Here is a 22,280-nt window from a genome sequence, read left to right on the forward strand (position 1 = left end):
CTTCTCCTTATCCTTTTACAGCACCGAAACTCAAACCACGAACGAGATGCTTTTGAATTATTAATGCCAGAATAACTTCGGGCAACACTGCAATAGACGCAGCAACAGCCATTTGACCATAATTAACAGTGTCTGAAGCTATGTATCTAAGAGAGGCAACCGTAACTGTCTGAATCTGAAATCCACTTAATAAAAGTGAAAAAGTAAAGCTGTTCCATGCAAAAATAAATGCTAATAAGGCAGAGGCTACCAGACCCGGTTTTATCAGAGGCAAAAGAATTTTCCAGAAAACATAGTACCAAGGATAGCCGTCAAGTTGTGCAGCCTGTTCTATCTCAACAGAAATATCTTCAAAATATCCTCTGACAACCCAGATGAGTAAAGGAAGTGTGATCAGCTGATAAACCCAGATTAATCCCAAATAGGTATCATACAGACCTATTTTTTGATAGATCATGAATAATGGCAAAATTACCAGAATCTCAGGAGCGAATCTAAATGAAAGTATAGTAAAAGCCAGATCTTCTTTTGCCTTGAAATGAAATCTTGCCAGTGCATATGCCGCAGGAACACCAACAATAACAGATACAACCACTGCACCCGCACTTACTATTACATTATCGAAAAAATACTTAAAGTATTCTGATTCCAGAAGTACTATTCTGTAGTTATCTAAGGTCGGTGTAAAAAAGAAAGTTGTATTATACATTTGTATATTATCTTTAAAAGTTATAATAACCATCCACAGCAACGGGAAAAGTGCAAATATTGCATATATCACCAGCAGTAAAGTCTGTAAAAATCGCGAAAGCAAACTTTGTTTTTCTGAGAACATCTATATACCTCCAATTACTGCTCACTTGATGCTTGTTTTTGAACTTTAAGCCAGTTACCGACAAGCTTCTTGCTAATAATGTATATAATTACCCACAACACAAGAATATAAGGTAGTGATTTACCAAAATTCATAAAAGCAAATCCTGTGTTATAAGCTGTTACCGACAAATTCATCAAAGTATCACCGGGACCACCTTTTGTCAGTGAGAAGATAATGGCAAATTCTTGCATTGATGCCATAAGTCTAAAAATAAGAGCAATGTACATGAATGGCTTCAGCATAGGAAGCGTTAATGTCTTAAAAGTAAACCAGGCAGAACCACCATCGATTCTTGCAGACTCAAAAGGCGATTTGGGCAAAGATTGTATACCTGCTAATACAAGTACTATTACAAATGGACAGTAAACCCAAAAATCTATCAACGCTGCCGTGAAAAGAGCAGTGCTAGAAGACGATGCCCACGGGAAATTATATATGCCAAATAAATTTAGAAATTTTTCAATAATTCCTACTGAATTATTCGTCATCAGCTGCCATATTAATGTTGCAATGACAGGTGCAACCATCAACGGGAAAATAAGAACAACTCGAAGAATTTTGGTAAAACGGGTTTCTCTGCTTAACAATATAGCTATTCCTAAACCTAATAACATTTGCGGAATTGTAGTAGCTGCCGCATATTTTGCAGTAACCCAGATTGCATGCCAGAACTCTTTTGCTTTAAAAGCTTCTATCCAGTTTCTAAATCCGACAAATCTCCACTCTGTTGATCTGAAGGTAAAATTGGTAAACGAATAAAATATGGCAGTAAAAAACGGATATAGTATACCTATGGTTATTAATAGTGCTGGCGCAATAATCAAATATGGACGGATTTTAACTTTTAATGGAATTTTATTGTAGACACTGACATCGGTGGCAGTTACAATGTCAGAATTGTTTTTTTTCGCCACTTGTTTTACCCCCTGTTAATCAGGGGGCATTTTGCAATGCCCCCCTATTTTGTTTATGTTTTACTTACTATCCGATTTCTACATCTCGTACTGCATTGTCCATTTTATTTTTCAATGCATCCATCGCTTCTTGTGTGCTTGAGTAGTTACCGCCTACAAGATCCTGTAGTGTTGCGGCCCATTCAGTAGTGGTTTCAAAGAAGTGTGGTTGTGGAGTAAACTGTATGCTTGTATTATCGATAGTAGCTACAAATGCTTCTGAGAAGCCTTCTGCTACATCAATTACAGCCTGGAATGAAGGATCCTCAAAGACTGATTGTCTTGCCGGATCAACAGCTTTTGCATTCACAGCAGACCATAAAGCATATTCTTTTGAAGTAAAGTACTGCATGAACAACCATGCTGCATCCTTATTATTTGAAGAAGAATTCATTGAAAGCGCCCATGTCCACATATTAGAATTGATTTCAGTTTTACCTTCCGGCAGCGGAGCACGAACCCATGCTATATTACCAGCTTCTTGTGAAGCTCCTTCGGGATTCTGGAAATATCCATTAATATCGGCATCATACAACATTGCAGCTTTCCCGGCACCAAGATCAGCACCTGCCTGATACCAAGTATAACTAGACCATGATGGAGACCCACCTGTTTTGATTAACTCAACCCATTTATCCGTCATTTCAACAGCTTCTGGAGAATTAACCTTAGAAACAAGTTTGCCATCTTCAATTGCAAAGTCCTGAGCACCATAGCTGGCAAAAGTAGTCATATATCCTGGATGGATAGTTGCCCAGTTTCTACTTCCTCTAAGAGCCAGTGCATACGAGCCAGGTCCATCGAATTCCTGCAATTCTTCACATAAAGCAAGCAGGTCGTCCATAGTTTCTGGTGGCTGAAGTCCACGCTCATCAAAAATTCTTTTATTATAGGCAAGGGTATACATTTCAAAACCAAGAGGCAAAGCCCATTGTGGACCTGTTCCAGTTTTATTTCCTGCTACCAGATCCCATTTCAATGCACCCACTATACCACTATAAAAATCATCATAATCATAATCAGGTGAGGTTTTTGTAGGATCATTTAAGAATTCATCTAGTTCCTGAATATATCCGGCCGGTGCATATTCCCAAACCTGATAAGCACCTGTCATGAAGATATCCGGGTCACCAGAACGACTATTCAATGAAGTTGTAACTCTGTCAAAATAATTTTCTTCTGGAGTCAGAGAATATTCAACTTCTATGCCCGTTAAAGCAGTAAAATCATCTAGTTTACTAACTATAGCCTCTGCATATGGATGCTGATTGAGAAGAACTCTCAATTTGCTACCTTCTGCCTGCAACCAGTTGAAACCGTCAACAGCTCCGCCATTGTCTGAATCACCACCATTGTCCGAGCCACCATCAGCAGGAGCTGTTGTCTGGGCAGGAGCAGCGGTTGTAGTTGTGTCAGATGATCCACCACAAGCTGCCAATGCCATCAGCATTACAACAGCAAGAAGCAATGAAATAGTCTTAGTCAATTTCTTCTTCATTAATTTTCCTCCCTTAGTTTTCTTTGTGAATATTGCTGCATATATCAGATCCGGATCGCTTTCATCATATAGCAAATGCACAACCAAGGTAATGGAAAATATTTCAATTATTGCAAATATTCTTTTTATCAGTGAAAAATCAGCTGTTTTTTTCTATAATATTTTTTGATTTCCTAAAATATTTTTTGATTTATAAAATTCAACGATTCCAAAAATTCGTCATATCTTGTGCAAGTCGCTTAAAAACATCGAATGCATCAACATATTTTTTATGCTTATCATTATCAAAATCAAACATGGTCTGATCACTGCTTGCGAAAATATTATAATCTGCTCTTAAGTTTTGACTTTTTGCAATAGTAGCCGCTATCCCTTTAATGCCAAATTCTGTTGTTGACGGACGTATAACTCTTTTACCCAAACAGTCCGAAATCATTGTGCAAAGAAGATCACTTTTCGCAGCGCCTCCACCTATTTTTATTTGTTCAGTTGTTTCAGGTAAATTGTCAAAACAATCTTTTATTGAAAAGACAACACCTTCAAACGCAGCTCTAGCAAGATGATATTTATCATGTGAAGAAAGAAGACCGAAAAAACCTCCCGTAGCTCTTGGATTATTAAAGGGAGCTCTTTCACCATAAATGTAAGGGTGAAAAACAAGACCATTTGCGCCAATATCATAACCTGAAATGATTTTTTCAAGTTCAGGATAACCCATTGACTCAAACATTTGTGTTTTTACCCAGTCAAGTGCAGACGTTCCACTTGAAGTAGCCATAAATCTAAGCAAATAACCTTCTGCTATGTGACATAAAGCTCCTCCGCCTTGAATTTCTTTATTTAAATTCCGGGCATCTACAACTACTTGACTGCATAAAGTAGTTCCCAAAATACTACAAGCATCTCCAGATTGCGATGCCCCCAGGCCTATTGCTACTGCTGCTACATCTATTGAACCTGCAATAACAGGAACGCCTTCTGGTATACCTGTTGCTAGGGATGCGTCTTTCGAGATTTTACCGATTACAGTATCTGAAGTAACAATTTCAGGTAATAATTTCTTTTCCTTTTCCAGTCCTGCTGCTCTAAAAAGGTCATCAACAAATTTTCTTTCCTTTACATTCATCATGCATATTGACATATCAGAATAATCGGAAACAATTTCACCTGTTAATTTGTAATTTATCCAATCTTTGCAATGAAATATTTTATGAAACTTTTTACATCTCTCAGGCTGATTTATTTTTAACCACTGAAGTATCATGGGCATAGAACCAGTAAAAAATGGGGTTACATAATTTTCTCTGCAAAGCTTATCAATCAGATCAGAGTTCTCTAGTTTGAGTTTTTTAGCTCTGGTATCATTCCACAAAATTGCATTACCTACAGGTAAGCCGCTTTTATCAATTGCCCATAGGCCATCGCCTTGTCCGGAGACCCCTACACCACAAATCTTTTTTATTACATCTGCAGGACATTCTGCAATTAATTCTTTGAGAACTGATTCAACTTTTCTCCACAGACCGGCCATATCTATTTCTACAGCATCCATAAAAGGCCTTTGTATATCTACAGAGGTGGATTTTAGCACTATCATCTTTCCATTTTCATCGATAATACCTGCTTTAACCTTTGTAGTTCCTACATCAATTCCAACAAATACAGTATCTTTCATTGTAACCTCCAATAATTTAACGCACAAAAAAGAACACATTATCCGAATACAATGTAATTTATATGCAACAATATTTATCATAATAACACAAACAATGAATTTTTCTACTACTTATTGGTTTTGCAAGACTAGATAGGTGCAATAACAACTTCTACACCATAATCACTGTATTTTTTCAGAATATCTTTATCTGATTCGTTATCAGTTATTAAAACAGTCGTTTCTTTGATATGGCCTATACAGGAAAAATCCTGAACACCAATTTTAGATGAATCAGCCATTACAATTATTTTTTTACTGGAACTGAATATTTTTTTGTATATACCAATTTCATAAGTACTTCTGCAATAAAGATTCCCTTCCTGATCTATTGCATTAACACCTATAAATGCAGCATCAAAATGCAGTTGGGAAATCATATTTTCGGCAAAATAACCTATGCAGGAAATAGTATTTTTCCTTAACTCTCCACCGATTTGTATAACAACAACATTATTTCTTGAATTAAGCTCATATGCAATGTTTATTGCTTCGGTAACAATTATTAAAGACCTTTCAGCTTCAATTCTTCTAGCAAGACAAAAAACGGTAGAGCTGCTGTTAAAGAAATTTTTTGTTCCATCTTGTATATATTCAAGTGCTTTTCTGGCTATGGCATCTTTTTTATCATAACCAGCTTTCACCCGAACCTCAAAAGGTTGCTCAATAAGAGTATTATTATCTGCAAGAATAGCTCCCCCATGCGTTCTTACTGCCAATCCCTGCTCAACAATTTCGTCCAAATCTCTTCTTATAGTCATTTCTGTTACATCAAATAATCTACACAAATTTTTAATTTCAACAGACCCGGATTTTGAGAGTAATTCGACTATTCTTTCATGTCTCGTTTGCTTAAGCATTATAAATTCCTCGCAGATAATTTTTTATCATATAAAAATAATTTCAAACATGATTATACCGCAAAAATCCTGTTCATCACATAACAAACTCAAATCTTTGTTGACTAATGTTGTTTTTTGTTATATTATCCAAAACAAATATAACACTTACTATCAAAAGTATTAATAAGGAGGGTCATCGTGAAAATACTTATTCTTGCAGACAAATTCGTAAAAAGTGAAATTGTAAAAAATTACATTAATACTTATTTGAAAAAGTATAATATTGATGCAATTGATGTAATCGAGGGCAGCTGGCCATTAAAACCTTTTCAAAAAAATGATGAAATAAGAGAATTTGAAGGCTCGGAAAGCGAAATCGCAACCAAAATCCAAGACGCCGAAATTGTAATTCTCCACGCTGCTCCAATAAGTCAAAAAGTTATTTCGCAAGCTGATAAATTAAAACTACTCGCAGTAATCAGAGGAGGCCCTGTCAACATTAACCTTGACGAAGCAATCGCAAGGAAAATTACTGTTTTGAATACTCCTGGCAGAAATGCCAATGCAGTTGCAGAATACACCTTGGGACTTATCTTGTCCTGCTGTAAAAATATTTGCAGATCGCATTTTGATCTTATGAACAAAAACTGGCGCTATGATTTATATTGTTATGAAAAAACCGGTTTTGAACTAAAAAACAAAATAGTCGGCCTTGCAGGTTTTGGGAATATTTCAATTAGAATCACAAAAATGCTTCAGGCTTTTGGCACAAGTGTAATATCTTTTGATCCATATGTTTCTGAAAAAACTATGGCAGAATATAATGTAAAAAAAGTTAGCTTCAGTGAAATGCTTAAGACTTCTGACATAATTTCTGTTCAGGCAAGACTTACGGAAGAAACTTATCACTTGTTTGATTCCAAAGCATTTACACTAATGAAAAACAATGCTGTTTTTATTAATACTGCCAGAGGCGGTTTAGTTGATTATGAAGATTTATATGTTGCTTTAAGAGATAAACATATAGCTCAAGCGGCATTAGATGTTTTCCCTGAGGAACCAATAAATTTCAACAGTCCTTTACTTGAATTGGATAATATAATTGTTACGCCACATATAGCAGGTGCTACTAAAGAAACTCTTGAATATGGACTTAGCTTGCTTTTTGAAGACATAGTTTCATTTCTTGACAACAAACCTGTAAAAAACACCTTAACGCCTTCTTTGTAAATTAAAAACCAAATTCACAATGCCTAAAATCAGTCGAAAAAGTTGACTAATTAATAGAAAACGAGGAAAAAATAAATGAATATTAAGAAATTAAGAGAAGATATGATAAGCGTCGGAAAATTAATGTATCAAAAAGGTTTTGTTGCTTCAAATGATGGCAACTTAAGTATCCGTCTTGATGAAAACCGAATTTTGATTACACCTTCAGGTGTGTCAAAAGGGTTTATGAAAGAAGAAGAAATGCTGATAATAGATTTTGACGGTAACCTATTAGAGGGAAAAAGCAAACCTTCCTCAGAGTATAAAATGCATTTAGAAGTTTATAAAAAAAGAAGTGACATAAAAGCAGTTGTCCATGCTCATCCGCCAAAAGCGACTGCTTTTGCTGTTACAAATACAACCTTTGATAATGTGACACTACCGGAAATTGTTTTTTCACTAGGAGAGGTTAAACTAGCCAATTATGGCACCCCTACTACAAATGAAATCCCTGAAGCCGTGGGAAAACAACTTGAAAATACCAGTGCAATCTTATTGGCCAACCATGGAGCTTTAACAATAGGGCCGGATATTTTTGACGCATATTATAAAATGGAAACACTTGAACATTATGCCGCAATAACTATTTATGCCAGACTAATCGGCAGAGAAGTCTGTCTTGACGATGAGCAGGTGAAAAAACTTTATCAAATAAAAGCCGATGTCTATAACAAATAATTGGTGAGCAAACAAGCTTTCAAATCGTTATTTCAGGAACGGGTGATTGTATGAAATATTATATGAGCATCGATATTGGCACTACGAGCGTAAAAACTTCAATCTACAATTCTGATTTCAAAAAAACAATCGAATTTAACGAGGAATATCCTACAATATATTTATCCTCAATTGAAGTAGAACAGAATCCTGAAGAATGGTGGCAGGCAACTTTACGCTGCATCAGGAAAATCCTGAACATCGAACCCTTGTTAAAAAATAAAATAAGTTCAATCTGTGTAAGCTCACATGCACCAGCCCTGCTTCCTTTAGATAAAACCGGCAAACCACTGAGAAATGCTCTGATCTGGGCAGACAGGCGCTCAACCAGCCAATGTAGAAAATACAAGGAAATCTTTTCTAACGAAAATTTTATAAATATAACCGGCAACAGACTGGATCCGTATTACTTAATAGGAAAACTTCTCTGGTTTAGAGAAAAAGAAAAAAATCTTTATGTTCAAACAGCCAATCTTTTGCAAGTTAATGGATACATAAATTACAAATTAACCGGTTTAATAAGCTGCGATTGTGCTCACGCCAGTTTAACCGGCCTTTATGATATCAAGAAAAAAACCTGGTCAAATGAAATATGCACAAAAGCTGATCTTGATATAAACATCCTTCCGGCCATCTACAATTCTACTGATATAATCGGCGGAATTTCGCACAGTGCTGCACAGGAAACAGGACTGCCACAAGGAATTCCTGTTACAGCAGGGAATGTTGATGCTTCCTCAGCAGCTTTAGAAGCCGGAGTCACAGGGCATGGGGAAGCCGTTGAGATGACAGGAACTTCAACAGTGCTTATGGCAGGAGGTAATTTCAGCTCCTCACAGGGCATGCTGGTAAATATGAACCATATTTTTACCGATTCAAAACTGCTTATAGGCCCTATAAGTTCGACAGGATCAGTTCTCAAATGGTACAGAAACAATATCGGCTGCACCCAGGATGATGATTTCCAAAAATATATGACAAACCCCTACAAATATATGGACGAACTTGCCGGCTTATCACCGCCAGGTTCGAGCGGACTCATATTCCTACCTTATTTTTCCGGTGAAAGATCACCACTCTGGGATCCTCACGCCAAAGGGCTTATGTTCGGCCTCACACACAAGACATCAAGACACGACATTATACGTTCTATATTAGAGGGAACCGCCTTTGCCCTGTACCACAATGTAATTGAAGCAGAAAAATCTGGTGCTGTAATTGATTCTTTGTATTCAGTTGGTGGCGGATCAGGCAGTAATATCTGGTTACAGATAAAAGCAGATATTATCAACAAAAAAATCATCACGATTGATAGTTCAAGCGGTGGTGGCTTGGGTAACTCCTTGATCGCAGCTATGTCTATAGGTGATTTAGAAAAATCACCTTCAACTGTTAAAAGATATATTTCCAAAAAGAAAATATATTATCCCAACAAAGAACTTCATAAATATTACACAAAGCTTTTTGATATATATATCAGCATTTACCAGCACACAAAATCAGATTTTGAAAAGCTAGCCAATCTAGCAAAACCAGATTAATTTATCTTCTCAGATATTGCTCTAGAAAAAGTCTATTGTCTATTAAATCCTGTTCCCATTCTTGAGAACCTGTGAACCAGAATTCCGCAACAAACAAATTCACCCCTGATTCAATTGATTTTTTAATCAAAGCAGCAAAATCAACATGTCCCGTTCCAAACGGTACCTCTCTGAACACTTCCGGTATTGTTTCTTTAAGATGCACGGCAGCAATATGACCATGCCCACTTTCCAAGTCATCTACAGGATCTGTTTTATACTTTAAGGCTGCATTGGTAATGTTTCCTAAATCAGGATATATCTGCAAATATGGTGAATCGTTCAATTTAACGTATTTCATACATTTTTTTACAGTATTTAAAAATTCAGTCTCCATAGTTTCAAAAGCAAGCACAACACCATATTTTGAGGCTATCGAAACACTTTTGTTTAAATTTTCAGCAAATAGCCTTTCTGTTTCAGGTGTAGATTCTTCATAATAAACATCATAACCAGCAATCTGAATTATTCTAATGCCTAAATCATAGGCCAGGATAATTGCTTTTTCCATTATTTCGATTGATCTTTTTTTTATATCTTCCGATAAACTTCCCAATGGATATTTTCTATGCCCGCTAAGACACATCGTTCTTATACATACACCTGTACGCAACATCGAATTAATCAGTTCAGCTCTTTCTGCTTTTGTCCAATCAAGACGCGCTAATCTCATGTCACTTTCATCAATACTAAGTTCAAGAAAGTTATAACCTGCGTTTTTTGTACAAATTAATTTTTCTTCAAGAGTCAATTCATCAGGCATCGATTTTTCATATAGTCCTAACATATAATCCATAAATATAAGATCTCCTAATTATTTTACAACAAAATTTATACACATTTTTTCTAATAAGCAATAAACGTTTTAACAATTAATATATGCGGCATTCATGTATTATATCTAAAATAGCATGTCTATTCTATAGTCTCCGTTCTAAGATACCAGCCTTTATAAGCAATAGAAATCGTATCAATTAGATAACCCAGTATAACGAGAATAGTTAATACAGTTATTAGTCCAGAAGACCAATTAACAGAGAAATTAGCTCCTGCTTCTGCTAACATCTTATTTATTTCGTTTACAAAAGATGGATTAATAAACTGAGGATCTCTAATTACAAGCAAAGACACAATAATAGACAAAGTATTTTGAATAAGGCCGGCTGCGACCTGAGATAAAGTCCAGCGACCATAAATAATTTTTATCATTTCAAGAACAATACCAAGAACCAGGACAATATTAATCCAGATCAAATAACGGCTGAACCCCGCTCCTAAAAAAGCCGTTATTCTGATACCGGCTTCACCTTGTCTATATAATCCAAATAATTCGGGAATTAAATTTATAGCAATCAGAAAAAACAAGGAGAAAATAATAGTAGCAATAGGGTCGCCTAATTTTATACGTGTTTTATTTGTTTTTTCTTTTTTTTCTGCTGTTTTGCCAGAAATTCCCTTACCAATAAAATCTTCCTTCATTTTTTGTAATTCTTCTGCATCAGAAAAACGCTCAAACATCGCAAAAATTAAAGTTACCATACCAAAAGCAGAAAGCAGTCCTGACCATAAACCACCTATTAAACTCATAAAAGCCGATAATATTTCCGAACCACCACTGTCAACTGCACTACTAATGCCCGCAAGCTGAATTGTTTTGGCAATCAATAAACCTACTCCTACAGCAATTAAAACGATTTTCAAAACCAGCAAGTAAGTGTCAAAAAGTTCCGGACCTATTAAGCACTTTTTCAAATCATAGTTTCCTGCTGTAAATACATCTTCACTTTTTTCACTGTTATTATTACCATCTTTGCTATTGACATCATCATTCACATCTTTTTCCCCCTGATATACATTCCTACTCAACTCACTCTTTTTCTTTTAATATATATTAAATAAAACTTTCAATAAGATTCATTTAGTCGGGATATATTATAAAATATCTTGGTACATGTCTCATAATATCTTCAATCATGACTCTGGCATCTTTGAAATAATCCGGGTAACCATACGAACCTATCTGACTTGAATTCGGATCTGACACAATAAATTCTATCAAATCGCCACGCTGTCGATATCCTTTCAAAATAACAGCATGCCCTTCATAGGCATATGTTTCAATATACATTACATATAGTATATTTCCTTCTTCTAATAAATGCATCATATAGTCAAGGGATCCTTCAATATCCTCGGCATAAGCCCAACCGAAATTCAAATCGTATTGATACATCACCTCTTCTGCAAGAAAGTCAGTCCACCCTTGTCCATCAAGCGGGTGCTCTGCACGCATGTTTTCTGTAGATGGTACGAAAGGGAGATTTTGGTATCTTATAGACATTTCTATGCATGAAGGCATACAGTTAACATCCCCATATTCTCCTGTATCAAGTTGGTACACAAACCAGGGATACGGTCTTTCATTTAAAACAACGGTCTCCGGTGGAAAATTAAAATTTAGCAAGCTACAGGATCTTGCCAGATTTGCCAGTGCAGAAATTATTGCACCGTAGGGGCAGCGTGGATCTCCCGGTTTCATAGTCATACTTAGCTGACTATCATAATCAAGAGCCCCTAGAAAATATACATCATCCCAATCACCAGTTTGATTAGGATTAAATTTTTCATCATCGGGCCAGATCATAAAATTATTTGCTTTCCATGCGGCAAGATCATTTGTGTCAGAAGGCTTGTTTTGCCTGTCAGGAATAATCTCACCATTAAATGTTTCGAAAGCATTGACCAGCATATGTGCTGCTATTATTCTAGTTAGCTGATCATCTCCTCTAATTACATAATCACTTTGATTTTGAGCTTCTTTAGCAGCATAATCAGCCAAAAGATCATCTACTGTAAAAGTAATATGTTCTGTCATTTCAGGAGTCCAGACATAAAGAGAAGTGCTGATATTAATTCTTTTTAATAAATCCTCAACAATAGCAGTTTTATTTTGCCGTTTCACAGAATCCTGCAATAATTTGTTGTATATTTCTGTCAGCCAAAAAGACGCCTGGCTATAAGTAACAACATAAGGTTCTGGTTTTTCATAGAAATAATCACTGTAATATATTCCCAAATAAGTTAGTTTTTTTATCCCTTCACTAACTTCATATGCAGGGTTCATTAAAGATAAGTCTATTTCTCCGGCGAAGGCTTCATAAACCTCAGCAATAATATCAATTAACTGTTCATTACTTATATTTCCTTGCGGTCTGACCTTTGGTAGATCTATGTTAAGACTTTTAAGGTATTCAAGATCCTGCTCAAAAACAGTAGGCTCTGCAACTTGTTCTGTCGTGGCTGTAGTTTCAGGCTTATTGTTTTTATCGGCTGAATTTTCGGTGATATCCAATTCATCTGTAGTTTTTACCGTATTAATCTTATCATTCAGCAGCTCTTTGATTTCGGAACATCCGCTCATTATGGAAACGCCCATAATCAAAGCCAGGAATAAGGAAATGAATTTAATTTTTATTTTTTTACTTTTTATCATAACTATCGCCTTTATTAAAATTTATATTTTAATCCCATATTCCAAGTATTAGAAAGTGCCTAGCTCAAGCTTTTTCTATTTACTTAATTATACAATGCTTTTGCCTAATAGATTTATTTTGTTGCAAATTTTTGTTGACACATCAAAAAAGCTGTGTTATAAACTTTTCATACCCTACTATGCATACCGTTTTAGTAGGAATAGTAATCAGGAGGTAGTCGATATGAAATTGACAATTGCAAAAACAGTACAAACAAACATTATTAAAGAAAGAAACATGCAGATGTGTTGTTGCAAAATGATGCCACGAATGTGTTGACTTTGCGTGTTTCTTTTTATATTTCGGAACTGTGCAGGGTCTTCTGATACCTGCTTTTTTATTGTTTTTTAGGAGGTCATATATGTCTAAAAGAAATCTTGTTTTTAATGCATTTAATAATAAACCAGTCTCACGTGTGCCAGTTGGATTTTGGTTTCACTTTACCGAAGAAAATGATTTTTTCGATGGGTTAGTTAATAGTTCAATCCTGGATCAAAATTTTGCCGGACACAAAAAATACTATGAGTCTTTTAAACCTGATTTTATAAAAATTATGAGTGACGGATTTTTCAAGTATCCTAATGAAGAACTTGTAAAAATACAAAAAGCGTCGGATTTTTGGAAAATTCATTCAATCGGTCATGATCATGAGTGGATCAAAAAACAAGTTGAGCATGTGAAAAGACTAATAAAACTATTCGGTCATGACATCGCTTCTTTTTACAATATTTTTTCACCTTCAAAATACCTCAGACTTTTGTATGGAGATAATGGCGATGAGGTGCTGGCAGAATTTATTAAGGAAGATAAACAGGCCGTTAAGTATGTTCTAGGGATTATCGCCTCTGACTTGTCCCATCTTGTTAAGGAGATTATAAGAATAGGCGGGGCAGATGGCATATATTTTAGTGTTCAAAGCATCCAGGACAGCTCTGTTGCAAGTGATATTTATAAAGAAATAATTGAACCTTCCGAATTATCAGTTTTAGCATCTGCAAACAGTCTCAGTGACAACAATATTTTGCATATATGCGGTTATGAAGGAAGTAGAAATGATCTTTCTTTCTTTACTCATTATGAAGCAAAAGCAATTAACTGGGCTGTCCATATTGAAAACATCAACCTAGAAGAAGGTAAAGAACTATTTGGCGGACGAGCCGTCATAGGTGGTTTTGACAATCGACCCGAAGGAGTTCTTTACAGTGGTAATCGTACCGAAATAGAACAAACTGTAGAAGGTATTCTAAACAATTCAGGACAGGCAGGAATCATTTTGGGTGCCGACTGCACTCTTCCAGGGGATATTGATTTAGCAAAACTAGAATGGGTTCGTCAAAAAGCTAGTGCTCTTAGTAAAAAAACTATACAAGTGAGGTAATTATTATGAAAAATTATAAATTATTATTTGTTGTTCTAACTGTCATTCTTACTTTAGGATTATTTTTAACAGCTTGCCAAAGCTTAGCCTCAAATACAGATTCAACAAGCGAAAATACTTCAACTTCAGATACCGAAAAAGAAAGCAATGAAATCTCTGATAATTCAGAAAATGATCAAGAAGCTATAACCGTTCGAATTGCTCATACCCAGACCTATTATCCATATGATTTTGTAAATGAAGATGGCGAATCAGATGGATATGAGGTACAGGTGATGAAAGCTGTAGATGAACTTTTACCGCAATATACTTTTGAATTTGTTCCCACATCAGATGATGATCTCTTGATAGGAATTGAAACCGGCAAGTATCATGGTGGAACAAAAGGAGCTTGGTTTACAGAAGAAAGAGCAGAAAAATATATTTTCCCTCAGAACTATATTGGAGCAAGCATTATCGGTCTGGCTATAAGGTCAGAAAATGCTGATAAAATAACTGATCTTGAATCTTTTGCCAAATTTAGCGGTAAATTGGTTCCAATAGCTCCGCAGAATGCTCAATGGACAATTGTTCAACAGTATAATGATAGCAATCCAGATAATCAGGTAGAACTAACTCCTTCCGAAGCCTTCAATATAGCAGATGCTTATATTTGGGTACTTGAAGGAAGGTATGACGGTTTTTTCGACATCAAGCTTTCTTTCGAAAATAATATTCTTGCAGAGTCAGCACCTTATGCAGATTATGCAGATAAACTATCATATGTTCCTTATCAGGCAATACCTACCTGGCCATTGTTTAATAAAGAAGCTGCTGATCTGGCATCAGCCTATGATATTGCGTTAGAGCAGTTACGCGAAGATGGCATACTTACAGAACTGTCACTGGAATATTTTGGCGAAGACATATTCCAGTACGTACAGGAATAATATCTGATGCGCAAGTTTGATCCAGTAATTATTCTGGAGACATTACCTTATTTGCTGTCATATTTGCCGGTAACACTGCTCGTACTGGTAGCCACAATTTTCACCGGGTCTGTGCTGGGATTTTTCCTGGCATGGGCCAGGCTCAGCAAATCTATAATTGCTTTTCATTTATCGTCTTTATACATAGCTGTAACGCGTTGTACTCCACCTATTGTAATGCTGTTTATTATTTATTACGGATTGCCAAAACTAATACAAGAGGCAATCAGTGTTGATATCAACTCAATGCACAAAGCAATTTTTGTAATTATATCATTTTCACTTCTATTTGCAGCCAATATGGCAGAGCTTATGCGTTCCGCCTACCAATCTGTTGACAAAGGCCAAAGAGAAGCTGCACTGAGCATTGGGATGAGCAAAACCCAAGCATTTATCAAAATAATATTGCCTCAAGCCGCAATATCAGCACTACCGAATTTCACAAATTCATTAACAAATCTAATGAAAGATGGATCGCTGGCTTATACAATCGGACTGATAGATATGATGGGCCAAGGCACACTAATAGTATCAAGAAATTATGGAGCATACAGTCTGGAAATTTATACAGCTCTTGCTATTATCTATTGGGTACTGACAATCATTATAGAGAAAGCGCTCGGCACAATAGAAAATCGTTTGAGCATATGTAAAAGTCTAACTTTGAACTCAAAACAAAACTATTTTGCACAATTATTTTCAGGTAAAGGGAAGGTGAGGCAAAATGAATCTTAATTATCAGTTTATTTTAGATGCCTTGCCATCTGTTCTAAAGGGAATACCTGCTACTGTTGGTATCACGCTAGTTTCTCTTGTTTTGGCAACACCTTTAGCCTATTTAATAGCTATTGTAAAAACAAAGCAGATTAAGATTTTATCCAGAATTGCAGAAACATACACTTCTCTTGTTCGCGGCACACCAATAGTTTTGCAAATATTACTTGTCTACAGCCTTTTCCCCAGTATGCTGAATGCGTTGTCTCAAAAAGCAGGTTTATCATTTAATGTTTTTGATATCAATCCTATTTACTATGCATTTATTGTTTTTGCAATAAACAGCAGCGCAGGATTATCAGAAATATTTAGATCTTCTCTAACGACTGTAAACAAGGGACAACTGGAAAGCGCTTTATCCATAGGTTTTTCAACCTTTCAAGCATATAAACAAATAATAATTCCACAAGCTTTGGTAAGTGCTTTACCAAACTTGTGTAATCTAACAGTAAATCTTATAAAAACAACATCTCTTGCATTTCTGATGACAGTCAAGGATGTTACAGCTATTGCAAGAATAGAAGCATCTTTCGGCTACCATTATATAGAAGCATATATTCTTATTTTTCTAATCTATATTTTGCTCTGTTCCTTAACGCAGCTTCTTTTTAATCTAGCGGAAAAAAGATTTGGACGTTTCCGTCAGTTAGGAATCATCTGAAAATTTTGAAAAGCAGCAAGTTGAGATCTGATTTAAGAAGTAACCGATTGCTGCACGAGGTAAATTAAACATGTTGGTATTAGAGAATATTCACAAATCTTTTGGAAATAATCATGTTTTAAAAGGAGTAAATCTGCAGGTAAAAAACAGCGAAGTTGTTGTCATTATAGGTTCAAGCGGATCTGGTAAAACAACACTTCTTCGTTGCGCTAATTTTCTTGAGAAAGCAGACAAAGGAATTATTAAACTTGGCGACACAAAGCTTTCTGCCGACAAAGCAAAATCTGCAGAAATATCAATCATTAGAAAAAAAACCGCTTTTGTTTTTCAAAACTATAATCTATTTAACAATAAAACTGTTTTGGAAAATGTAATGGCCGGTCTTACTATAGCTCGCAAACTTCCTAAGTTAAAAGCACAAAAAATCGCAGAGGAAGCACTTGCCAAAGTTGGTTTAGCTGATAAACACAATTCCTGGCCTGCTACTTTATCTGGAGGACAGCAGCAAAGAGTAGGTATTGCAAGAGCTATAGCCGTAAAACCTGATGTAATTTTATTTGATGAACCTACATCTGCCTTAGATCCTGAATTGGTTGGAGAAGTATTGGCAGTAATGAAAAAACTGGCAGAAGAAGGCACCACAATGCTTGTCGTCACTCATGAAATGAATTTCGCAAGAGAAGTTGCCGATCAGGTGGTTTTTATGGATAACGGTAATATTATTGAACAAGGTAGTCCTGAACAAATTTTCAAGCGTCCAAAACAAGCAAGAACAAAACAATTTTTGATGCGCACCAGACAAATCGAGGATTTTATCATATGATTTATTTTTAAAAACAGTCGATTCTACATATCTTAGAATCGACTGTTATACTTTTTGCAACTAGACGGTTTGTTTATGATTGATTTTAGGCAATCCCGTCAGATCCATTTGATTACTAACTAAGGTATATACAAAAATTTTTACACGCGTCTGTGATAGCCATTGCTGCTATTATTTAGCTTTAGGATATTCTGTGCAAAGCAGTCTATATGGTTCTTCGTCCTCCTCAACAGTGGGGAATCTACCTAGTTCCTGTACAAAACAGTTATCACTGGTATCATCATTTACCATAGATACTTCGCCAATCAAAGTCGATCCTTTACCGGATTCAGTAATAAATTCATGATATAAATAAGGATAAAGAGTCAGACTTTCTCCCGGCTTAAGAACGACTTCAGAGCCTGCTTTTACTGTATATTTACAGCCATCCTTAAGTATTTCTACATCAGTATCCAACATTTTATGATCTTTACCCGCATTATATAATGTAAATATCAGATTGCCACCACCACGGTTTATTATGTCTTCCATTTTATTCCAATGGAAGTGCATTGGTGATACCTGACCCTCTTCGATCATTATTAATTTTTCAGCATATGATTTTTTGTATTTTGCATCACCAAATTTGCCATTCCTTAAGGTTATCAGCGCAATGCCCAGCTCTTCGTACTTACCCATACCATAATCTGTAACATCCCAACCTAGCATACAATCACGAATTTCATCATACTCATGTCCTTTTTCTAGCCATTCATTCTTTGTCCAGTATAAAAAGGGAGGCAAAGCAATTTTATACTCATGAATCATTTTTTCCATTCTTTTTACGGCTAAATTAATTTGTGATCTTTTCATTTTCTATTCTCCTCGCACAATTTTTTTGCAAATTTCTTTAATTTATTAATTTCAATCTCATCATCGATTAATTCGATTACAACTTCTATCTTTTCATTTTGCTGTGACTTAAGCATCTTTAAATTATTTTGCTCTACATGATAAAGTCTTCCGTAGACACTCGAATTTGCAGGCTCTAGTCCCATAACATAATCTCCAGATGCCATAGACTTCCATTGATAGAAAAAAGGTAGATTTTTTTTGTTAAATGACAACTTGATTCCTATATTTATTTCTTTATTCCAGATCGCTGCGAAAGTCTGTCCGCTTTTATCTGCTGCCAGTTCATGAATAAACACGCTCTCAGATTTATTAGGTTCAGGGGATTCAACTAAACTCCACTTGTCTATTTCAATTGAACTCACTTCATCCCTGGGTTTTACCTCGACACTTGGTATTATCAGCTCACTTTGAGGAGACAAAAGCGGGTAGCCTATATTAAAGTGATACATCAACATCATTGGCTCATCTCTGAATGCTTCATTAATAATTTCATCTTGGATTGTGACAATTTTTTCTCCATATATGGTTTTAACTTTTCTGCGCAAGACTAAATTCTCACCGAAAAGTTCAGATTCCCGCATTTCGCCACTGATTGTTATCACATAATCATCTTTTTCCCAACAGGCATCCGCACTCAAATGTTCAGCCGGAGTACTTCTCATTCTTCCATGCATGGGATAATCTTTGCCCTCATCTGTACATGGCGCACAAATGTTTTCTAATCCGCATGTGAACACCAATCCGCCCATGATACTTCTAAGAGCTTCATTGCCATTGGTATCATAATGATTTCTGCCAGTAAGACCTGGTTTGGAAAGAAAATTGATACTAATTCCTTTATAGCTAAAATCTGCAATATCTAAACATTTATCAGCCATAGCAACAAATTGAATATCACCATTTTTTACGTTATATGCAGACAATCCTGCGGATCGACCCTCGTTAAATGTCAACGGTCTTACATAAGCTAACTGTTGCATACTTCCTATGTAAGATAGAATATTCTTTTTTTTCATTAAAATTACTCCAAATTAGCGTGATGTTGCCAAAGATTCTTTAAGTTTAGATGCTTCTTTTCAATTATCATTTTTGCAACTATATCTCCTAGCAAAAATAAAGACTGCTCAAACAAAGTTGTCATTGGTTGATTAGAAGGAATTTCATCTTCAAGATATAGCTTTGTCTGCACAGGAATTCTAACCATGAAATTTGCAATATCGATCATTTCACTATTTGGATTAGATCCTATATGGACAATTCTTGCACCTATTTTTTTTGCTTTTTTTGCTATACCAAGCGGAAAAAGTGATGACCCACTTCCTGAACCAACAATTAGCAGATCTTTCTCAGTAATAGCAGGTTCGGTTATTTCTCCAACAAAATGTGTATCAATACCTAAATGCGCTAAGCGTTTAACCATAGCCTGCAATGACAATAACACTCTTCCTACTCCAACAACAAACACCTGTTCTGCCTGCATAATTTCATTTACGAGCTTTTCAATTTGTTCAGAATCTATTCTAGCTAATGTTATTTCCAGCTCATTTATTACCATATCTTTTGCTGTTGTAAAATCATAATTTAACTTATCCATTATAATTACCTGCTAATATATTTTTTCTGATATTTTGAATTTCCATGACACTTTCTCTTATATTTTCTTTTGATATACAAGTGCTTCCAGCTACAAAAACATCCACATATTCTTTACCATATATCTTTATATTTTCTTTAGAAATTCTGCCATCAACCTCTATTAAAGTATTTAACCCTCTTGAATTTATTAATTTCTTTAATTCTTTAATCTTTCTATCTGCATATACAACCTGCTTTTCTGATGCACTCCCTGCATACCCTGGATTAATTAACATTAATAAGATAGTGTCACACTTTTCAATAATATAATCCAACTCCGATAATGAAGTTGTTGGCTTTAGGGCAACCCCTGCCCTTACCCCTTTATTTTTTATACGGTTTATTTGATTGTCTACATGAGCTTCAGTTTCAACGTGAAATATGATCTGCTGTACACCAATGTCCAAAAGCTCATCGATAAAATAATCATTTGATATTGCCATGACGTGGACATCAAACTCCATAGAAGTCAAACGTCTAAGTTGTCTGACAGCTTCAAGACCTAACGGCATACTAGGACTGAAGTGACCATCAAGAATATCTACATGCAGCATTTTTATTCCAGATTGCTCAAGCTCTTTTACTTGATCTTGCAAATTACACATATCAAGACAAATCAGAGATGGTGAGTAAACTATTTTTTCATTCCAAATATTATTCATATGTTTCACCCGCAGAATCCAAATAATTAAGAATTTCTTTTTTTGTTGGCAAGGAAGAAATTGCACCTTTTGATCTTACACAAAGAGTTCCCGCTATATTTCCATAGTCCATTGCTTTTTTGATAATATCGCGGGTTAAATCCTCTTTGTTCTCAACTTTATTATCAAGAAAACTGGATAAACAGGCTCCCCAGAAAGCATCCCCTGCACCGGTGGCATCAACAGCATCTCCTGGAAGACCATCAATTTGTATCACTTCATTCTTCCACCACGCTTTTGCACCTTTGGGACCTAGCGTTTCTATGACTAAGGATATTTTATTTTCCTGCATTAGAGATCTAATACTATCTTCGCCACCAAACATTTCTATTTCTTCTTCAGATATTTTAAGAAAATCTACATAAGGCATAATTTTATTTATTTCTTCTATAGCTCTATGATTTTCGCAATTCCAAAGCAACTCTCGGTAATTAACATCAAAAGAAACCAGTCGTCCTACTTCATGCGCATAGCGCATAGCGAACCCAGTAGCTTCAGCAGCTGGCTCTGCAGAAAGAGAACAAGATCCAGCATGTAGTATCTGGCAACTATCTATTGCTTTTGTATCAATATCAGAAATACTAAGAAACATATCGGCACCAGGTTTACGAGCGAAAGTAAATGATCTGTCACCTTTTTCGTCGAGGGTCACAAAAGCCAAAGTAGTTATAGCATCATTAGTTAAATTTTTACAAAGATACTTTACATTATTTTCAAGAAGTGTATTTATAAGAAACCTACCGAAATCATCATTTCCCAACTTGCCAATAAAACCTGATTTATATCCATTTCTTGCCACTGCAATTGATACATTAGAAGGTGCCCCTCCAGCATTCATTATGTAATGACTTGCTTCATTTCCTGGAATAAAGTCTATAACCATTTCTCCAATACATATAACATCTATCATGCAAAACTCCTGTAAGGTAAGAAAAGCTTAAAGCTTTTTCTTTTTCTGAGCCATATCAAGGATAACAGCCATCAGAATAATCGCACCAATAACAGTCCTCTGCCAATAAGAATTAATGTGCAGAAGATTCATACCGTTATTTATAACTGCAATAACCGCAACACCAACCATAGCCCGAGCTACAGAACCACTACCACCTGACAATGAGGTTCCACCAAGTACAGTAGCCGCAATAGCATACATCTCGTAACCATCCATTGCACCAGGTTGTCCATTTTGCAACTTAGAAGAATTAAGTACACCTCCAACAGAAGCCATCGCTGCGCAAATCACATGTCCCAAAAAGATTATTCTAGCAGTATTTATTCCACTCAAATGCGCTACTGTTCTGTTCGAACCAGTTGCATACACATGTCTGCCAAATACTGTTCGAGATAGCAAAATATGCATAATTATTACAAACACTATTACCACTATCGTTATTATCGGCAGCCAGCCGGTAGGTTTATCATCTGTTCTGAATAATCTGCCTGCTCCAAGCCAGGAATATGTT

22 protein-coding genes are annotated in these 22,280 nt (G+C 35.7%); 8 read left to right on the plus strand and 14 right to left on the minus strand.

All coding sequences use genetic code 11. From position 1 onward, the window contains the following. Positions 1-7 precede the first annotated feature (7 nt). From AC0KSB_RS03650 to AC0KSB_RS03670, 5 genes are all read right to left on the minus strand, one after another. A complete protein-coding gene (locus AC0KSB_RS03650; RefSeq protein ID WP_472306834.1) occupies positions 8-835 on the minus strand; it encodes a carbohydrate ABC transporter permease in 828 nt (275 codons plus the stop codon). Between the two features lie 14 nt (positions 836-849). Then, positions 850-1,791: a carbohydrate ABC transporter permease gene (locus AC0KSB_RS03655; RefSeq protein ID WP_472306836.1), complete on the minus strand. Its 942-nt coding sequence runs from the start codon at positions 1,789-1,791 to the stop codon at positions 850-852. A 67-nt stretch (positions 1,792-1,858) separates the two neighbouring features. After that, positions 1,859-3,328, minus strand: a complete 1,470-nt coding sequence (locus tag AC0KSB_RS03660; protein WP_472306838.1) for an ABC transporter substrate-binding protein — start codon at positions 3,326-3,328, stop codon at positions 1,859-1,861. A gap of 199 nt (positions 3,329-3,527) precedes the next feature. Beyond that, positions 3,528-5,003, minus strand: coding sequence for an FGGY-family carbohydrate kinase (locus tag AC0KSB_RS03665; RefSeq protein ID WP_472306840.1), 1,476 nt, complete (start codon positions 5,001-5,003; stop codon positions 3,528-3,530). A gap of 128 nt (positions 5,004-5,131) precedes the next feature. Beyond that, complete coding sequence (locus AC0KSB_RS03670; protein ID WP_472306841.1) at positions 5,132-5,902, minus strand: DeoR/GlpR family DNA-binding transcription regulator; 771 nt, start codon at positions 5,900-5,902, stop codon at positions 5,132-5,134. 180 nt (positions 5,903-6,082) lie between these two features. On the opposite strand from AC0KSB_RS03670, the gene AC0KSB_RS03675 reads away from it, so the two are divergent. From AC0KSB_RS03675 to AC0KSB_RS03685, 3 genes are all read left to right on the plus strand, one after another. Further along, positions 6,083-7,114, plus strand: a complete 1,032-nt coding sequence (locus AC0KSB_RS03675; protein WP_472306843.1) for a 2-hydroxyacid dehydrogenase — start codon at positions 6,083-6,085, stop codon at positions 7,112-7,114. A gap of 75 nt (positions 7,115-7,189) precedes the next feature. Continuing rightward, positions 7,190-7,831 carry a class II aldolase/adducin family protein gene (locus tag AC0KSB_RS03680; RefSeq protein ID WP_472306845.1) on the plus strand — a complete coding sequence of 214 codons (642 nt, stop codon included), beginning with the start codon at positions 7,190-7,192 and terminating at the stop codon, positions 7,829-7,831. Positions 7,832-7,881: 50 nt separating this feature from the next. Next, on the plus strand, positions 7,882-9,411 hold the full coding sequence (locus AC0KSB_RS03685; protein WP_472306847.1) for a xylulokinase: 1,530 nt from the start codon (positions 7,882-7,884) through the stop codon (positions 9,409-9,411). 1 nt (position 9,412) lies between these two features. On the opposite strand, the gene AC0KSB_RS03690 is transcribed toward AC0KSB_RS03685, so the two are convergent. The 3 genes from AC0KSB_RS03690 to AC0KSB_RS03700 all read right to left on the minus strand — a co-directional run bounded on the left by AC0KSB_RS03690 (position 9,413) and on the right by AC0KSB_RS03700 (position 12,943). Further along, the gene (locus AC0KSB_RS03690) at positions 9,413-10,246 is read right to left on the minus strand and encodes an L-ribulose-5-phosphate 3-epimerase (RefSeq protein WP_472306849.1); all 834 of its coding nucleotides are present in this window, start codon (positions 10,244-10,246) and stop codon (positions 9,413-9,415) included. Between the two features lie 119 nt (positions 10,247-10,365). Beyond that, positions 10,366-11,283, minus strand: a complete 918-nt coding sequence (locus AC0KSB_RS03695; protein WP_472306851.1) for a hypothetical protein — start codon at positions 11,281-11,283, stop codon at positions 10,366-10,368. Positions 11,284-11,368: 85 nt separating this feature from the next. Next, positions 11,369-12,943, minus strand: a complete 1,575-nt coding sequence (locus tag AC0KSB_RS03700) for a hypothetical protein (RefSeq protein WP_472306853.1) — start codon at positions 12,941-12,943, stop codon at positions 11,369-11,371. Between the two features lie 401 nt (positions 12,944-13,344). Here AC0KSB_RS03700 and AC0KSB_RS03705 point away from each other — a divergent pair, with 401 nt between their 5' ends. The 5 genes from AC0KSB_RS03705 to AC0KSB_RS03725 all read left to right on the plus strand — a co-directional run bounded on the left by AC0KSB_RS03705 (position 13,345) and on the right by AC0KSB_RS03725 (position 17,587). Next, the gene (locus AC0KSB_RS03705) at positions 13,345-14,361 is read left to right on the plus strand and encodes a uroporphyrinogen decarboxylase family protein (RefSeq protein WP_472306855.1); all 1,017 of its coding nucleotides are present in this window, start codon (positions 13,345-13,347) and stop codon (positions 14,359-14,361) included. A 5-nt stretch (positions 14,362-14,366) separates the two neighbouring features. Beyond that, on the plus strand, positions 14,367-15,290 hold the full coding sequence (locus AC0KSB_RS03710) for a transporter substrate-binding domain-containing protein (protein WP_472306857.1): 924 nt from the start codon (positions 14,367-14,369) through the stop codon (positions 15,288-15,290). A 6-nt stretch (positions 15,291-15,296) separates the two neighbouring features. Continuing rightward, on the plus strand, positions 15,297-16,064 hold the full coding sequence (locus AC0KSB_RS03715; protein WP_472306859.1) for an amino acid ABC transporter permease: 768 nt from the start codon (positions 15,297-15,299) through the stop codon (positions 16,062-16,064). Further along, the gene (locus tag AC0KSB_RS03720) at positions 16,054-16,764 is read left to right on the plus strand and encodes an amino acid ABC transporter permease (protein WP_472306861.1); all 711 of its coding nucleotides are present in this window, start codon (positions 16,054-16,056) and stop codon (positions 16,762-16,764) included. The genes AC0KSB_RS03715 and AC0KSB_RS03720 overlap by 11 nt, the downstream gene beginning before the upstream one ends. 70 nt (positions 16,765-16,834) lie before the next feature. Further along, positions 16,835-17,587, plus strand: a complete 753-nt coding sequence (locus tag AC0KSB_RS03725) for an amino acid ABC transporter ATP-binding protein (protein WP_472306863.1) — start codon at positions 16,835-16,837, stop codon at positions 17,585-17,587. A 171-nt stretch (positions 17,588-17,758) separates the two neighbouring features. Here the strand turns inward: AC0KSB_RS03725 and AC0KSB_RS03730 are convergent, their stop codons facing one another. The 6 genes from AC0KSB_RS03730 to AC0KSB_RS03755 all read right to left on the minus strand — a co-directional run. Continuing rightward, positions 17,759-18,439, minus strand: a complete 681-nt coding sequence (locus AC0KSB_RS03730) for a D-lyxose/D-mannose family sugar isomerase (protein ID WP_472306865.1) — start codon at positions 18,437-18,439, stop codon at positions 17,759-17,761. Continuing rightward, a complete protein-coding gene (locus tag AC0KSB_RS03735; protein ID WP_472306867.1) occupies positions 18,436-19,497 on the minus strand; it encodes an aldose 1-epimerase family protein in 1,062 nt (353 codons plus the stop codon). Before AC0KSB_RS03735 ends, AC0KSB_RS03730 begins: the two co-directional genes overlap by 4 nt. A gap of 5 nt (positions 19,498-19,502) precedes the next feature. Further along, a complete protein-coding gene (gene hxlB / locus AC0KSB_RS03740) occupies positions 19,503-20,075 on the minus strand; it encodes a 6-phospho-3-hexuloisomerase (protein WP_472306869.1) in 573 nt (190 codons plus the stop codon). Next, positions 20,068-20,778 (minus strand): ribulose-phosphate 3-epimerase, encoded by a 711-nt coding sequence (locus tag AC0KSB_RS03745; RefSeq protein ID WP_472306871.1) that lies wholly within the window; start codon positions 20,776-20,778, stop codon positions 20,068-20,070. Before AC0KSB_RS03745 ends, hxlB begins: the two co-directional genes overlap by 8 nt. Then, positions 20,771-21,727, minus strand: coding sequence for a carbohydrate kinase family protein (locus AC0KSB_RS03750; RefSeq protein ID WP_472306872.1), 957 nt, complete (start codon positions 21,725-21,727; stop codon positions 20,771-20,773). The genes AC0KSB_RS03745 and AC0KSB_RS03750 overlap by 8 nt, the downstream gene beginning before the upstream one ends. Positions 21,728-21,754: 27 nt before the next feature. Next, the coding region (locus tag AC0KSB_RS03755; protein WP_472306873.1) for an ABC transporter permease at positions 21,755-22,280 on the minus strand (526 nt) is incomplete at its 5' end.

The sequence above is a fragment of the Ercella succinigenes genome, assembly GCF_900002895.1.

Excerpts from the sequence above, each read along its gene's own strand:
- AC0KSB_RS03650 (WP_472306834.1), bottom strand. The coding sequence starts at position 835 with ATGTTCTCAGAAAAACAAAGTTTGCTTTCGCGATTTTTACAGACTTTA.
- AC0KSB_RS03660 (WP_472306838.1), bottom strand. The coding sequence starts at position 3,328 with ATGAAGAAGAAATTGACTAAGACTATTTCATTGCTTCTTGCTGTTGTA.
- AC0KSB_RS03665 (WP_472306840.1), bottom strand. The coding sequence starts at position 5,003 with ATGAAAGATACTGTATTTGTTGGAATTGATGTAGGAACTACAAAGGTT.
- AC0KSB_RS03670 (WP_472306841.1), bottom strand. The coding sequence starts at position 5,902 with ATGCTTAAGCAAACGAGACATGAAAGAATAGTCGAATTACTCTCAAAA.
- AC0KSB_RS03680 (WP_472306845.1), top strand. The coding sequence starts at position 7,190 with ATGAATATTAAGAAATTAAGAGAAGATATGATAAGCGTCGGAAAATTA.
- AC0KSB_RS03685 (WP_472306847.1), top strand. The coding sequence starts at position 7,882 with ATGAAATATTATATGAGCATCGATATTGGCACTACGAGCGTAAAAACT.
- AC0KSB_RS03690 (WP_472306849.1), bottom strand. The coding sequence starts at position 10,246 with ATGGATTATATGTTAGGACTATATGAAAAATCGATGCCTGATGAATTG.
- AC0KSB_RS03700 (WP_472306853.1), bottom strand. The coding sequence starts at position 12,943 with ATGATAAAAAGTAAAAAAATAAAAATTAAATTCATTTCCTTATTCCTG.
- AC0KSB_RS03705 (WP_472306855.1), top strand. The coding sequence starts at position 13,345 with ATGTCTAAAAGAAATCTTGTTTTTAATGCATTTAATAATAAACCAGTC.
- AC0KSB_RS03710 (WP_472306857.1), top strand. The coding sequence starts at position 14,367 with ATGAAAAATTATAAATTATTATTTGTTGTTCTAACTGTCATTCTTACT.
- AC0KSB_RS03715 (WP_472306859.1), top strand. The coding sequence starts at position 15,297 with ATGCGCAAGTTTGATCCAGTAATTATTCTGGAGACATTACCTTATTTG.
- AC0KSB_RS03720 (WP_472306861.1), top strand. The coding sequence starts at position 16,054 with ATGAATCTTAATTATCAGTTTATTTTAGATGCCTTGCCATCTGTTCTA.
- AC0KSB_RS03725 (WP_472306863.1), top strand. The coding sequence starts at position 16,835 with ATGTTGGTATTAGAGAATATTCACAAATCTTTTGGAAATAATCATGTT.
- AC0KSB_RS03730 (WP_472306865.1), bottom strand. The coding sequence starts at position 18,439 with ATGAAAAGATCACAAATTAATTTAGCCGTAAAAAGAATGGAAAAAATG.
- AC0KSB_RS03735 (WP_472306867.1), bottom strand. The coding sequence starts at position 19,497 with ATGAAAAAAAAGAATATTCTATCTTACATAGGAAGTATGCAACAGTTA.
- hxlB (WP_472306869.1), bottom strand. The coding sequence starts at position 20,075 with ATGGATAAGTTAAATTATGATTTTACAACAGCAAAAGATATGGTAATA.
- AC0KSB_RS03745 (WP_472306871.1), bottom strand. The coding sequence starts at position 20,778 with ATGAATAATATTTGGAATGAAAAAATAGTTTACTCACCATCTCTGATT.
- AC0KSB_RS03750 (WP_472306872.1), bottom strand. The coding sequence starts at position 21,727 with ATGATAGATGTTATATGTATTGGAGAAATGGTTATAGACTTTATTCCA.